The following is a 12,430-nucleotide window of genomic DNA, read 5'->3' as shown; positions in this document are numbered from 1 at the left end:
TTTGAGAGGTTAGAAATAGGAAGTTTTTAACCTGCCCGGTTTTTGAAGTATCCGGGATAAACTGAACCTGAAAACACAAATCTATTATCTAACCTCTAAAATCTAAAAAAACAGTAAATCCAACAATGTATCTTCGGAAAATAATAGTAATCATATTACTCCTGGGAGTTGTCCTGGGATTATTTTTTGTATATAAGGTCTATACGGCTGTATTTGCCCCGAATACGGGCTTTAATAATAAAGAAGCCTATGTATATGTACCGACCGGGGCACATTTTTCGGAAGTAAAAGAGCAATTGGAGCCCCTTCTGAAAAATATAGGAACCTTTGAACAGGTAGCAGAAAAAAAAGGGTATACCACTCATCTGAAACCGGGAAAATACGTGATTAAAAAAGGGATGAGCAATAACGATATTGTAAATACCCTGCGTAGTAAGAACACCCCGGTCAAGGTCTCTTTTAACAACCAGGAGACTCTGGAAAAACTCGCCGGGCGGATAGCTATGCAGGTAGAGGCAGACAGCACATCGCTGGTAAAAGCATTTAAAGACAGTGTATTTCTGGACAGTATACAGCTTACCGAAGCGGAGGCCCTGAGCCTTTATATTCCCAACAGCTATGAGTTTTTCTGGAACACTTCGGCAGAAGAGTTTCGCCAGCGGATGTTGAAAGAATACCACCGTTTCTGGAACGAAGAACGCCTGGCTCGCGCCCGTAGCCAGAACCTGGACAGGGAACAGGTTATAACGCTGGCCTCCATCGTACAGAAGGAAACAGCCAGGGCCGACGAAAGGCCCCGCGTGGCAGGAGTGTATCTGAACAGGTTGCGCAAGAACATCCTGCTTCAGGCCGACCCCACAGTGATCTACGCCATAAAAAAACACACCGGGGACTTTGATACCATCATTAAAAGAGTGTTGTATAAAGACCTGGAAATAGACTCTCCGTACAATACATACAAATATGCCGGACTCCCGCCAGGCCCTATTGCCATGCCCGACATTTCTTCTATCGATGCCGTACTTGCTCCGGAAAAGCACGATTACTATTATTTTGTGGCCAATATAAATCAGCCAGGGTATCACAAATTTTCCAAAACGCTCTCGCAGCACAATGCCAATAAACAGGAATACGTGAGATGGTTGAACGATCAGAAAATACACCGGTAAAAAAGAATAAGCGGGTCTAAATTTTTATTGTATATTTAAAAACACAAATTATTACAAAAAGGCAAAAACGATTTTTAGAATAAATTAACACTTTGATTTTCAGGTTTATAAAAAAGTTGTATATTTGCCCCCGCAAATTTTAAGTAGTTTTTTCGGTTTATCGGATCCGTTTTCGGAATGTAATATTATAGTCCCATAAGCCTCGAAGAAATCATATTCAATGAGAAAGAATATACTAAAATATTCTATTTTAATCATCTTTCTGATCTTTATAAGTTTGGGGTTCACCTCAATTAAAGAGATAGAGATCAATGAGAATTTCAAGGTAACCGGATCTTTATTGAATACGGTATCCATGGAAGAAGAACCTCTGGTTGAAGTAACCCCCCCGTTTCTTGGAAAATCGTTTGTAGGCTTTAAGGAAGCTCTGGGGTTCAAGGAGTCCAGGGGCGATTATTTTGTCACCAATCACCTGGGGTATATAGGGAAATACCAGTTCGGAGCATCTACCTTAAGATTAATAGGTATTCACGATTCTTCAGATTTTCTCAATGACCCGGAATTACAGGAGCGCGCATTCATAGCTAATACGGCACGGAACAAATGGGTGCTTCGCAGGGATATAAAGCGATCTGTCGGAAAGCGCATCGGAGGAGTGTATGTTACGGAATCCGGTATTCTGGCTGCCGCACATCTGGCAGGGCCGGGGAATGTAAAAACCTACCTTCGTTCCGGAGGAGTTACAGGGTTTAAAGATGCCAACGGAACTTCTATTCGCTATTATATGAGAAAGTTTTCCGGGTATGATACATCCTATATCCAACCGGATAAAAAAGCAAAGATTTAAAATTGGTTAAACATACGTTTTTCAAAACCCCGGGCCGGATAAAGGCTCGGGGTTTTGTTTTTTGGGCCAGCCGGTAATTATAAAAATGATTTCTTAGTGGATTATTCCCGTACGGTCAACGGGCGTGAATGATAAAGATACACGGCCTTTTATGCAGGCTTTCCGTATTCTTTTTCCATTGCCCGGCAGGCTTTGTGTGTATAAACTCGGTAGGGAGGGTAATGTCACAAGCCACACAGACTCGGGTATTGGTCTTCAGTGTAGAGGAAAGGTCGGCCAGTAACTGGTCGTTGCGGTAAGGTGTTTCTATGAAGATCTGGGACTGGTCGAGATCGGCAGAACGCTTTTCCAGTTTTTTGATTTCCTGGCGTCGTTTTGTTTTGTCGATCGGAAGATATCCGTTAAAAGCAAAACTTTGCCCGTTCATACCGCTGGCCATCAGGGCTAGAAATATAGAAGAAGGGCCGACCAGGGGGACTGTGGTAATGTCTTTTTCATGGGCCAGTGCGGCGATTTCGGCACCGGGGTCTGCAATACCGGGGCAACCCGCCTCGGAAATGACCCCCACATTCAGTCCTTCCAGGCATGGAGATAAAAACCCTGGAATTGCTTCCGAAGGTGTATATTTATTCAGTACCTGGATTTGTAGCTGGTTTTGAGCTTTTTCCGGGCAGGTACTTTTTATAAACCGCCTTGCGGATTTTTCGTTCTCCACGATGTAGTGGTCCGTTTCGCCTATAATGGCCTTTACAGACAGCGGGAGCACCTGCATGGGGTCTGTATCGCCCAGGGTGGAGGGAATAAGATATATTTTTCCGTATTTGTTGTTTAAAGTTTTCAAGATGCTGAATATATTAAAGCGGGAAAACGCTCTATCCCGGAGTGTTATTTTTTAGTTTTTCGGCAAGTACTTTACAGGCGCGGTCCAGCATATTGTAAACATTTTCAAATCCCTGAGGGCCGCCGTAATAGGGATCGGGAACATCCATGTTTTTCCCGGGATATGTAAGGTTCAATATAAGGTCTACTTTTTGCTCCTCTTCTGTGTTCCTGGCCATGTTTACTACATTTTTGTAGTTAGAGTTGTCCATTACATAAATGTAGTCAAAATTATCAAAATCAGATACTTGAAACTTTCTTCCTCTTTGATTGCTGATGTCGATATTGTGTTTTTGGGCAATGGATACAGACCGCGGGTCCGGGGTTTCCCCGATATGATAGGCGGCCGTTCCGGCAGAATCGACCGTTATCGTTTCGCCGGATATTTTGGAGCGTAAAATACCTTCGGCCAGGGGCGACCTGCATATATTGCCGAGACATACCATGAGTATCTTGGTTTTCTTCATGTTGATGTGATCATTAGAAAGCCTTGCTTGCAAACGCAAGATAGGAATTTATAAACAATGACGCATACAGAATTATTGAATGAGAGGAGTGATGAAGTTTTATGTATTACACTTCGATATTCGGCGTTCATCATTCAATATTCATTATTTAAAAAAGGGGGATGGGGTAGTGGGAGGTTGGTCAATATTTACTGGGAGAGCTTTTTGGTAAGGTCTTCCAGGTGTTTGCGGAACTGCTTATCGGTCTCTGCGAGATTGTCTACGGTCTTGCAGGCGTGTAAGACCGTGGCGTGGTCGCGTTTACCGATTTGAGAGCCGATGCTTGCCAGGGAAGCCTTGGTGAATTTTTTGGCAAAGAACATGGCCAGTTGCCTGGCCTGTACAATATGCCGTTTACGGGTTTTGGATTGCAGTGTGCTCACGTCCATCTGGAAATAGTCCGATACGACTTTCTGGATATAGTCGATAGAGACTTCCCTTTTGGTATTTTTTACGAACTTCTCCACGATCTGGGTGGTCAGTTCAATGGTGACCTCCCGCTTGTTGAACGAGGATTGCGCGATAAGGGATATTATCGCTCCTTCCAGTTCCCTCACGTTGGTCTTGATGTTTTTGGCTACATATTCCACGATATCTTCCGGCATATCCACTCCGTCGCGGTAGAGCTTGTTTTTAAGGATGGATATCCTGGTTTCGTAGTCGGGAGTTTGCAGTTCGGCAGACAGGCCCCACTTAAAACGGGACAACAACCGTTGTTCGATGTCCTGCATGTCCACCGGAGCTTTGTCTGAGGTAAGGATCACCTGTTTTCCGTTCTGGTGCAGGTGGTTAAAGATGTGGAAAAACACGTCCTGCGTACCTGACTTTCCGGAAAAGAACTGTACGTCATCGATAATGAGCACATCGATAAGCTGGTAAAAATGGATAAAGTCGTTACGCGTATTTTTCTTTACGGATTCTATATATTGTTGTGTAAACTTTTCTGCTGAAATGTACAACACCGTTTTTTCGGGATACTTGTCCTTGATGTCTACTCCGATGGCGTGGGCGAGGTGCGTCTTACCCAGGCCAACACCTCCAAAAATAAGGAGCGGGTTAAAAGAAGTCCCTCCGGGCTTATTGGCCACTGCGAGCCCGGCCGAACGTGCCAGCCGGTTGGAATCGCCTTCCAGGAAATTATCGAAATTATAGTTGGGGTTTAACTGCGATTCTATTTTTATGTTTCGGATACCCGGTATTACAAAAGGGTTTTTCAGTTCCGGGTTTTTGTGCTTTACGGGAACGTCCAGTTCCTGGGGTTGCAGGTTAGAACGGTTGCTGCTGGGTATCTTCTCTGTAAACGGACGCTGATTGCCGTAGGTGTTCTCCATTTTAATAATGTATACCAGCTTGGCATTTTCTCCCAGCTCCTTTGTAAGGGCAACTTTTAGCAATTTAACGTAATGCTCTTCGAGCCATTCGTAAAAAAACTTACTGGGAACTTGTATACTCAGGGCGTTATCGGTAAGTTTGACAGCTTTTATGGGGTCAAACCAGGTTTTGTATGCTTGGGGCTGAATGTTGTCCTTTATGAACGATAGACAATTGTCCCATACCGATTGCGCAGTTAAATTCATTCCTCGTATATATTTATTTCCGTTAGATTAGTGATTATGAAGAAGATCGAAAATGAGCTATCTTCCCGCCTTAGGTTGAACAAATATGTGAACAAAAAATTGAAAAAAAAAATGAAATACCGGTTGAATTTCTAGTTTTTTTTTCGCATGCTTATTAACAATAATGTTACAATAACTTAACACGAAAAAGATACGATAATTTTTTTATGAAAACACATGAAATCCAGATAAGAATTCGCTACGGCGAAACCGACCAGATGGGGGTGGTATATCACGGCAATTACGCCCAGTTTGTAGAGATGGGGAGAGTGGAGTGGCTCAGGAATATCGGGGTCTCGTACAGATCTATGGAGGAGAATGGTATAATGCTCCCGGTCATTTCCCTGCAACTGGACTACAAAAAGCCTGCCAGATATGACGACCTGATCTCGGTGTCGACAACGCTGAAAAAAATGCCCGGTGTGAAGATCGAATTCGAGTATAAAATCTATAATGAAAAAAGGGAAATTTTAACATTTGGAAGCACCGTTCTCGCATTCGTGGATATGAAGACGGGAAGGCCTGTTAGATGCCCGGATTACCTCCTGGAAAAGATCAGGGAATGAGGGCTGGGCCCATTTAGTTTTTTCTACTTAGTAATGCCATATAAAAACCATCAAAACCGGAAGTGGAAGCCAGGATCTTCTGGTCCTTTTCCAGGGTGAACTGTTTACCGCTTTCGGTGGCCAGGAATTTTTTTACCTGTTCCTGGTTTTCCGACGGAAGCACGGAGCAGGTAGCATAGACCAGTTTGCCCCCGGGTTTTACCATTCGGGAATAACCGGTGAGTATTTCTTCCTGTACCTTTTTGATGTTATCCACAAATTCGGGTTGCAGTTTCCATTTGGCATCGGGGTTTCGTCTTAAGACACCGAGTCCGCTGCACGGGGCGTCGATCAATACCCGGTCTGCTTTTTCGTGCAGTTTTTTTATGGCCTTATTGCTTTCTATGATCCGGTATTCTATATTGAATGCCCCGTTTCTTTTTGCCCTGGTTTTTAGTTGCTTCATCTTACTTTCGTACAGGTCCATGGCAATGATCTGTCCCTTGTTCTGCATCAGGGAAGCCATGTGAAGCGTTTTTCCCCCGGCACCGGCACAGGCATCCACGACCCGCATTCCCGGCTGTACGTCCAGTAGGGGTACCACCCGCTGGGAAGAAGCATCCTGGACTTCGAAAAGACCTTCTTTAAAAGCACTGGTCAGAAATACATTGGCGCGTTCTTTCAATACCAGGGCATCCGGATAGTGCTGCACTGTTTCCGTAGCAATATCCATTTCCTCCAATATAGCCTTTAGTTTGCTTTTGCTAGTTTTGAGCGTGTTTACCCGGAGGACTACTTTGGCCTGTTCGTTTTGGGCAGCGATCTCTTTTTCCCAGGTAGCTTCCCCGAGTTCCCTGGTGCCGAGCTCGTCTATCCAGTCGGGGATGGATTCCCGGTATTTGCGTATTTTGGAGAGTTCTTCGAATCGTCCCTTGATCTTTCGCGGAGGAGTGCCCGCCAATTGTTTCCAATCGGGCAGTTTGTAACCGCGGAGTACAGCCCAGACGGCAAACATGCGCCAGAGATTATCCCTGTCAAAAGGTTCTTTTACCCCGGCGATTTCTGCATAAAGCCTTTTCCACCGTACCACATCGTAGATGGTTTCTGCCACAAACCTGCGGTCGTTGCTGCCCCAGCGTTTGTCTCTCTTCAATGCCCTGGCAACCACCTTGTCGGCGTATTCATCTTCGTTGAAAATAAAGTTCAGGGAGTCGATTACGGTAAAGACCAGGTTTCTGTGCAGTCGCATAGGTGAAAAATTAGGCGGTAAAAATACAATAGTTATTTTAGAATTACGATTTTAGATTGACGATTTATGAATTTAAGAAGATTGAACGAGATTGAATCCCGATAGCGATCGGGAGATCGATCTTAACATTTCAATCTCGTTCAATCTTCCCGCGTAGCGGGATCAATCTCCTATCAATCTTTTAACCTTGTCCTATTCATCAATCCAACGATGTTTTACTGGGGCGTACTTCTACCTTACTGGGCAAAGTCCTGGCAGGCATGTTCAGCAGATCTACCACGATCTGGCCGATGTCTTCCGGTTGTATCTTCCAGGCGTCGGAAGCATCGGGGATATTTCCGTTAAAGTATGTGGCTACCGAACCGGGCATTATGGTGGTTACCTTGACGTCATATGGCCTCAGATCGAGCATAATAGCCTGGGAAAACCCGACAAGACCGAATTTGCTGGCATTGTAGGCAGCACCTTTGGCAAAAAAGTTCGTTCCGGCAAGGCTGGCGATGGTAATGACATATCCCTTGCTTTTCTTCAGTTCGGGGACGGCAGCCTTAACCGTGTTAAAAACGCCTGTGAGGTTAGTGTCTATGGTATTGTTCCACGCTTCCGGCGATAATTCGTCTATCGGGGCGTAAGTGCCTATCCCGGCATTGGCAATAACAAGATCGAGTTGCCCCCAGCTATCCGTAACCTTTTGAATGGCCGCCAACTCGGCATTGTAGTCTTTCACATCAGATTCTATGACCAGGTAAGCGTCCTTGTCGTTCGTGATGCCCTGCATGGCTGTTTCTCCGCGGTTTTTGTCCCGGCAGGTTATGGCTACTTTCATTCCTTGTTTTAAAAGTGCTTCTGCTATTCCGAGGCCTATACCCTTGGAGCCTCCGGTGATGTATGCTGTTTTGTTTTTCATAGCTTTAATTTTTAAAGAAAAAAACACCTTGCAAAGATATTACAAGGTGTTCTGTTTAACTGTTTTAAATTGTTTATTTCCCGAAAAGGCCTCCCAGGAGCCCTCCGCCGCCTTCTTTATTTCCCAGGGCCATACCTGCAATATCGTCTATAACGCTGCCGTCACCGTCAGAATCGAGTAGGGAAGTGACCAGGCTTTGGTTTTTATTGGCCTGGCTGCCCATAAGGCTACTGAGCAATCCGGATACCCCGTCTGCGGAATTTACATTCTGCTGGCGGGCCTGCTTGCCCAGGTATCCCATAAGTATAGGTGCCGCTATTTTTATGATCTTGCTCACAGTTCCCGAATTGATACCCGATTTCCGGCTGATGGCATTTTCTACGGTAGATTGTTTGCCGCCCAGAATATGCCCCAGAATACCCGCACCATCGGCTTCGTCTTCCTGGTTGACCCCGCCGCCGAAAAAGCCGCCGAGATTATCTAAAACACCTCCGGAATGCTTATCTCCCGAAAGAGCTCCCAGTAAACTTGCTGCTCCCTCCGGGGAGGAAGCATTTTTTTGCATAGCACCTGTCAGGATGGGAAGAGCCATCCCGAGAACACTTGTAGTATCCTGTTCTGAAGTTCCTGCTTCGCTGCTTACCCCGCCGATGATCTGTCTGCCGAGGTCACTGTTGAGTAGGTCTGTTATCCCTGCCATTGTTTTGTTTTTTATGTTAAGAAAACCCTAATATACGAAAAAGTCCACTCACCGGAAGTGAGCGGACTTTGAAAAATCGCGAAAAAATCGACGATTATACTGTTTCCGACTTTAAAATGCTGATTATTTGTTGTGCCAGTTCTGTTCCTATCCTGTCCTGGGCCTGCTTGGTAGCAGCACCGATGTGGGGAGTCAGGGAAATTTTGGGATGCATGAGCACTTTAATGGCGGGTGTGGGTTCGTTTTCAAAGACGTCCAGACCGGCAAAAGCAACTTTCTCGCTGTCCAGTGCCTCGATCAGGGCCACTTCGTCAATAACGCCTCCTCTGGAAGCATTGACGATGGCGACCCCTTCTTTCATAAGATCCAGCTCTTTTTTTCCGATCACATATCCCTTTTGTGCGGGGACGTGCAGGGAGATAAAGTCTGCTACTTTGTATACCTCTTCCAGCGGCTGGGTCTCAATCTCTATTTTAACGGACTGCCCGTTAAAGAAGTCCACAACCACATCGGCCTTATCTACAAACTTATCTGCAGCGATGACCTTCATGCCCACTCCCAGGGCAATTTTTGCGGTTTCAATACCGATACGGCCAAGGCCGATGATACCGATGGTCTTTCCTCTCAGTTCCTGACCTCCGGCATAAGCCTTTTTCAGTTGGGGAAATTTGCTTTCTCCTTCTAAAGGCATGTTTCTGTTGGCGTCATAAAGGAACCTTACACCGCCGTATAGATGAGCAAACACCAGTTCTGCTACGGATTGTGAGGAAGCGGCAGGGGTGTTTATAACGCTGATTCCTTTGGATCTTGCATATTCCACATCAATATTGTCCATACCTACACCGCCACGGCCTATGACCTTGATGCTTTCACAGGCATCGATAAGGTCTTTTCTCACCTTGGTAGCCGAACGAACCAGAAGAACATCGATCTTGTTTTCATTGATGTACGATACAAGCTGTTCCTGGGCCACTTTTGTAGTGATCACTTCAAAACCTCCTTTTTCCAGGGCCTCGACTCCGCTTTTTGAAATTCCGTCGTTAGCTAATACTTTCATTTTACTGTATTTTATGTCTTCCCGGAATATGGGAAGCAGATTATTATAAGTTATTGATATCCTCGGTGGTGCCTTACCCGGCTTTTCTTTCCAGTTCCTGCATGACATCTACGAGAACCTGTGCACTTTCTACGGAAAGGGCGTTGTACATGGATGCCCGGTATCCTCCTACGCTACGGTGGCCGTTCAGTCCGTTAATGCCGGCTTCTTTCCAGAGGGCATCAAAGGTCTCCTTGTGCGACTCGTCGGTGAGGTTGAAAGTGGCGTTCATGGAACTCCTGTCCTCAACAGCGGCAAATCCTTTGAACAAGGGGTTGCGGTCAACCTCAGTGTATACCAGCGATGCCTTTTGTTCGTTGATCTTTTCGATGGCGGGAATGCCTCCGAGGTCTTTCAGCCATTGCAGGGTGAGCATGGATACGTATATCGCAAATACCGGGGGAGTGTTAAACATGCTGTCCTTGTCGATATGTGTCCTGTAATCCAGCATGGAAGGGATAGGGCGCGACACTTTCCCGAGAATGTCTTCCTTGACCACCACCAGGGTAGTCCCGGCAGGCCCCATGTTTTTCTGCGCACCTGCATAGATCAGGTCAAAGTTAGAAAAATCGAGCTGTCTGGAAAAGATATCCGAGCTCATATCACAAACCATGGGGATATTGGTCTTTGGAAAATCCTTTATTTGCGTTCCGAAGATGGTGTTGTTACTGGTGCAGTGAAAATAATCGGCATCCTCCGGAATCGAATAGCCCTTGGGGATATAGTTGAAGTTGGCATCTTTTGAAGAAGCGACCTCTACAATTTCTCCCAGCATTTTCGCTTCCTTAATGGCCTTACTGCTCCAGGTCCCCGTGTTCAGGTAAGCTGCTTTTTTCTCCAGCAGGTTGTAGGCTGCCATCAAAAATTCCAGGCTGGCACCTCCCTGAAGGAACAGGGCCTTATAGCCTTTCCCTTCCAGTCCCAGCAATTCCAGGGCCAGGGAACGGGCGGTCTCCATAACCTCTACGACATCCTTACTTCTATGCGAAATTTCTATAAGTGAAAGATCTAAACCGTTGAAATTGATAATGGCTTCTGAGGCTTTTTTCATTACCTCCTGCGGAAGAACACAGGGGCCCGCACTAAAATTGTGTTTTTTCATCATGTGGATTTGACAATGTTGTGTTGAATGTTCTATGAACTCATCTCAACTTTTCCGAATGGGAGCAAAACAATATTTCAGCCCGAAACCGGAGCTGGGATTTCTATATTTTTACTTCACTTAAAAAAGCTAAACGAGTGCACTGCAAAAATGCTAAAAATAGGAGGAAATACAGTTATAAAAACAATAATTATTTGTTATATTTTTAACAGGAATTCAACAGTGTCCACACCATCCGCATAATCCCATAATTCGGGTTTTTGCGTCTTTCCGAAGGCTACTTCATTATCGCTAAAGCCACTGGCTACAACACACTGGATTTTTTCAGAATCTTCTGTCAGTTTTTTCTGTAAACTTTCACTATCTGAATAAGTTTCGTAGAAGAGTGTGGCGATAGGAGAGGAATAATTTTTGTCTTCTTTAAGCATCAGGAAACCATTTTCCCTCAGTTTGAACAGGCTCATCAGGTAAACTGCTTTGTTGTAGTCGTAATTGTTGGTGTATTTTTGTACCTCGAGAATATCCCTGAAGGAGTATATGGCCTTAAAGAAAGGATCGAAGTCATAATTTTCCGGGACAAACAGTTTGGACACGTTTCTGCACCCCAGTCCGAAATACCGGAAAATATCCTCACCAAGGGCAGCGAGTTGTTCTTCGGTTTCTTTCCCGGTAATGACCGCTACGGAGTTCCTGTTTTTTCGTATGATGTTCGGTTTTTTGCTGAAGTAATATTCGAAATAGCGCGAAGTATTGTCGCTTCCGGTGGCGATCACGGCGTCAAACTCTTCCAGTTTGTCTTCGGTAAATGCTATTTTTCCCTTAAAAGATGGTTCTGCATACTCCAGGTACTTGGCGAGATAGGGAAGGAGGTGCCTGTCATTGGACGATTGCTTCACAATTACCGAATGCCCGCAGAGCAGTACGCTCATAAAATCGTGGAAGCCTACCAGGGGGATATTCCCGGCCATGATCACCGCAACCCGTTTTGAAGAGGCCGGGGAGGTTTTGTAAGCGGAGAGCCAGTGTGTAAGGTTTTCGCGGGAAAGTGCCCTGGACCATTGCCCGAGGGCAAAAGCGAGGTTGTCTTTGGTAAACCACCCGTTGTGTTCCCTGGCCAATTGTAATTGATGACAAAAGCCGTCATAAAACAACTCGTTGTGTTCCACGCCTTCTCTTTTATTGTTTTCTTTGTCACTAAATTGTATCAGGAAGTTCCCTAATTTAACAAAGGCAGTGATGTTTTTGTCCAGGTTATGCATAGCAGTTCAATAATTTTTTTACAGGTACAATAGGCAAAAAACAAGCATACATAGGAATTTATACAACATTTTGTTTTCTGCTCAGAAAATCAGTGGTCATGAAAAGTCTAGTTTTTTTGTATAGAATTCCTTTTCGACGTATTTTTGCTGGGCAAAGTTACACGAAAAAGAAAAAATCATGGCAATAATCATAACAGATGAATGTATAAACTGCGGGGCTTGTGAACCGGAATGCCCCAACACTGCGATTTATGAAGGCGCGGACGACTGGAGATATAGTGATGGTACTTCCCTGGAAGGAGATGTTGTTTTGCCCAGCGGAAAGGCTGTAAACGCTGATGAAGCCCAGGAACCTGTTTCTGACGAGATATATTATATAGTTCCGGATAAATGTACGGAATGTAAAGGTTTTCACGAAGAACCGCAATGTGCTGCGGTATGTCCGGTAGACTGTTGCGTGCCCGATGAAGACAATGTGGAAACCGAAGAAGTACTCCTCGGGAAACAACAATTTATGCACCCGGAATAGTTGAAGTAAAGGGAGCATACAGATAA

Annotated in this window: 13 protein-coding genes; 4 read left to right on the top strand and 9 right to left on the bottom strand. The window is 45.0% G+C overall.

Features of this window, described 5'->3' with window-relative positions:
• Positions 1-125 precede the first annotated feature (125 nt).
• Together mltG and KN811_RS04740 are read left to right on the top strand one after the other, a co-directional pair.
• On the top strand, positions 126-1,169 hold the full coding sequence (mltG, locus tag KN811_RS04745) for an endolytic transglycosylase MltG (protein ID WP_216334679.1): 1,044 nt from the start codon (positions 126-128) through the stop codon (positions 1,167-1,169).
• Between the two features lie 220 nt (positions 1,170-1,389).
• Complete coding sequence (locus tag KN811_RS04740; protein WP_187966205.1) at positions 1,390-2,016, top strand: peptidoglycan-binding protein LysM; 627 nt, start codon at positions 1,390-1,392, stop codon at positions 2,014-2,016.
• A gap of 115 nt (positions 2,017-2,131) precedes the next feature.
• Here the strand turns inward: KN811_RS04740 and KN811_RS04735 are convergent, their stop codons facing one another.
• From KN811_RS04735 to dnaA, 3 genes are all read right to left on the bottom strand, one after another.
• A complete protein-coding gene (locus tag KN811_RS04735) occupies positions 2,132-2,857 on the bottom strand; it encodes an SAM-dependent methyltransferase (RefSeq protein ID WP_187966206.1) in 726 nt (241 codons plus the stop codon).
• A gap of 31 nt (positions 2,858-2,888) precedes the next feature.
• Complete coding sequence (locus KN811_RS04730; protein ID WP_187966207.1) at positions 2,889-3,362, bottom strand: low molecular weight protein-tyrosine-phosphatase; 474 nt, start codon at positions 3,360-3,362, stop codon at positions 2,889-2,891.
• A 188-nt stretch (positions 3,363-3,550) separates the two neighbouring features.
• Positions 3,551-4,978, bottom strand: a complete 1,428-nt coding sequence (gene dnaA, locus KN811_RS04725) for a chromosomal replication initiator protein DnaA (RefSeq protein WP_187966208.1) — start codon at positions 4,976-4,978, stop codon at positions 3,551-3,553.
• Positions 4,979-5,184: 206 nt separating this feature from the next.
• On the opposite strand from dnaA, the gene KN811_RS04720 reads away from it, so the two are divergent.
• Entirely contained in the window at positions 5,185-5,583 is a 399-nt protein-coding gene (locus tag KN811_RS04720; RefSeq protein ID WP_187966209.1) for an acyl-CoA thioesterase, read from the top strand.
• Between the two features lie 13 nt (positions 5,584-5,596).
• Here the strand turns inward: KN811_RS04720 and KN811_RS04715 are convergent, their stop codons facing one another.
• The 6 genes from KN811_RS04715 to KN811_RS04690 form a co-directional block, all read right to left on the bottom strand.
• Positions 5,597-6,811: an RsmB/NOP family class I SAM-dependent RNA methyltransferase gene (locus tag KN811_RS04715; RefSeq protein ID WP_187966210.1), complete on the bottom strand. Its 1,215-nt coding sequence runs from the start codon at positions 6,809-6,811 to the stop codon at positions 5,597-5,599.
• A gap of 199 nt (positions 6,812-7,010) precedes the next feature.
• On the bottom strand, positions 7,011-7,718 hold the full coding sequence (locus tag KN811_RS04710; RefSeq protein WP_187966211.1) for an SDR family oxidoreductase: 708 nt from the start codon (positions 7,716-7,718) through the stop codon (positions 7,011-7,013).
• Between the two features lie 73 nt (positions 7,719-7,791).
• Complete coding sequence (locus tag KN811_RS04705; RefSeq protein ID WP_187966212.1) at positions 7,792-8,418, bottom strand: DUF937 domain-containing protein; 627 nt, start codon at positions 8,416-8,418, stop codon at positions 7,792-7,794.
• Positions 8,419-8,512: 94 nt separating this feature from the next.
• The gene (locus KN811_RS04700; RefSeq protein WP_187966213.1) at positions 8,513-9,475 is read right to left on the bottom strand and encodes a D-2-hydroxyacid dehydrogenase; all 963 of its coding nucleotides are present in this window, start codon (positions 9,473-9,475) and stop codon (positions 8,513-8,515) included.
• A gap of 73 nt (positions 9,476-9,548) precedes the next feature.
• A complete protein-coding gene (serC, locus tag KN811_RS04695; RefSeq protein WP_187966234.1) occupies positions 9,549-10,616 on the bottom strand; it encodes a 3-phosphoserine/phosphohydroxythreonine transaminase in 1,068 nt (355 codons plus the stop codon).
• A gap of 197 nt (positions 10,617-10,813) precedes the next feature.
• Complete coding sequence (locus tag KN811_RS04690; RefSeq protein WP_187966214.1) at positions 10,814-11,875, bottom strand: acyl-CoA reductase; 1,062 nt, start codon at positions 11,873-11,875, stop codon at positions 10,814-10,816.
• Positions 11,876-12,053: 178 nt separating this feature from the next.
• Here KN811_RS04690 and KN811_RS04685 point away from each other — a divergent pair, with 178 nt between their 5' ends.
• A complete protein-coding gene (locus KN811_RS04685; RefSeq protein WP_187966215.1) occupies positions 12,054-12,404 on the top strand; it encodes a 4Fe-4S dicluster domain-containing protein in 351 nt (116 codons plus the stop codon).
• Positions 12,405-12,430 lie beyond the last annotated feature (26 nt).

It is taken from the genome of Sinomicrobium weinanense, from assembly GCF_018863395.1.
GTDB lineage: Bacteria > Bacteroidota > Bacteroidia > Flavobacteriales > Flavobacteriaceae > Sinomicrobium > Sinomicrobium weinanense.
This window is presented reverse-complemented; position numbering and strand designations above follow the sequence as displayed.

Excerpts from the sequence above, each read along its gene's own strand:
- KN811_RS04710 (WP_187966211.1), bottom strand. The coding sequence starts at position 7,718 with ATGAAAAACAAAACAGCATACATCACCGGAGGCTCCAAGGGTATAGGC.
- mltG (WP_216334679.1), top strand. The coding sequence starts at position 126 with ATGTATCTTCGGAAAATAATAGTAATCATATTACTCCTGGGAGTTGTC.
- KN811_RS04700 (WP_187966213.1), bottom strand. The coding sequence starts at position 9,475 with ATGAAAGTATTAGCTAACGACGGAATTTCAAAAAGCGGAGTCGAGGCC.
- KN811_RS04690 (WP_187966214.1), bottom strand. The coding sequence starts at position 11,875 with ATGCATAACCTGGACAAAAACATCACTGCCTTTGTTAAATTAGGGAAC.
- KN811_RS04720 (WP_187966209.1), top strand. The coding sequence starts at position 5,185 with ATGAAAACACATGAAATCCAGATAAGAATTCGCTACGGCGAAACCGAC.
- KN811_RS04685 (WP_187966215.1), top strand. The coding sequence starts at position 12,054 with ATGGCAATAATCATAACAGATGAATGTATAAACTGCGGGGCTTGTGAA.
- serC (WP_187966234.1), bottom strand. The coding sequence starts at position 10,616 with ATGAAAAAACACAATTTTAGTGCGGGCCCCTGTGTTCTTCCGCAGGAG.
- KN811_RS04740 (WP_187966205.1), top strand. The coding sequence starts at position 1,390 with ATGAGAAAGAATATACTAAAATATTCTATTTTAATCATCTTTCTGATC.
- KN811_RS04705 (WP_187966212.1), bottom strand. The coding sequence starts at position 8,418 with ATGGCAGGGATAACAGACCTACTCAACAGTGACCTCGGCAGACAGATC.
- dnaA (WP_187966208.1), bottom strand. The coding sequence starts at position 4,978 with ATGAATTTAACTGCGCAATCGGTATGGGACAATTGTCTATCGTTCATA.
- KN811_RS04730 (WP_187966207.1), bottom strand. The coding sequence starts at position 3,362 with ATGAAGAAAACCAAGATACTCATGGTATGTCTCGGCAATATATGCAGG.
- KN811_RS04715 (WP_187966210.1), bottom strand. The coding sequence starts at position 6,811 with ATGCGACTGCACAGAAACCTGGTCTTTACCGTAATCGACTCCCTGAAC.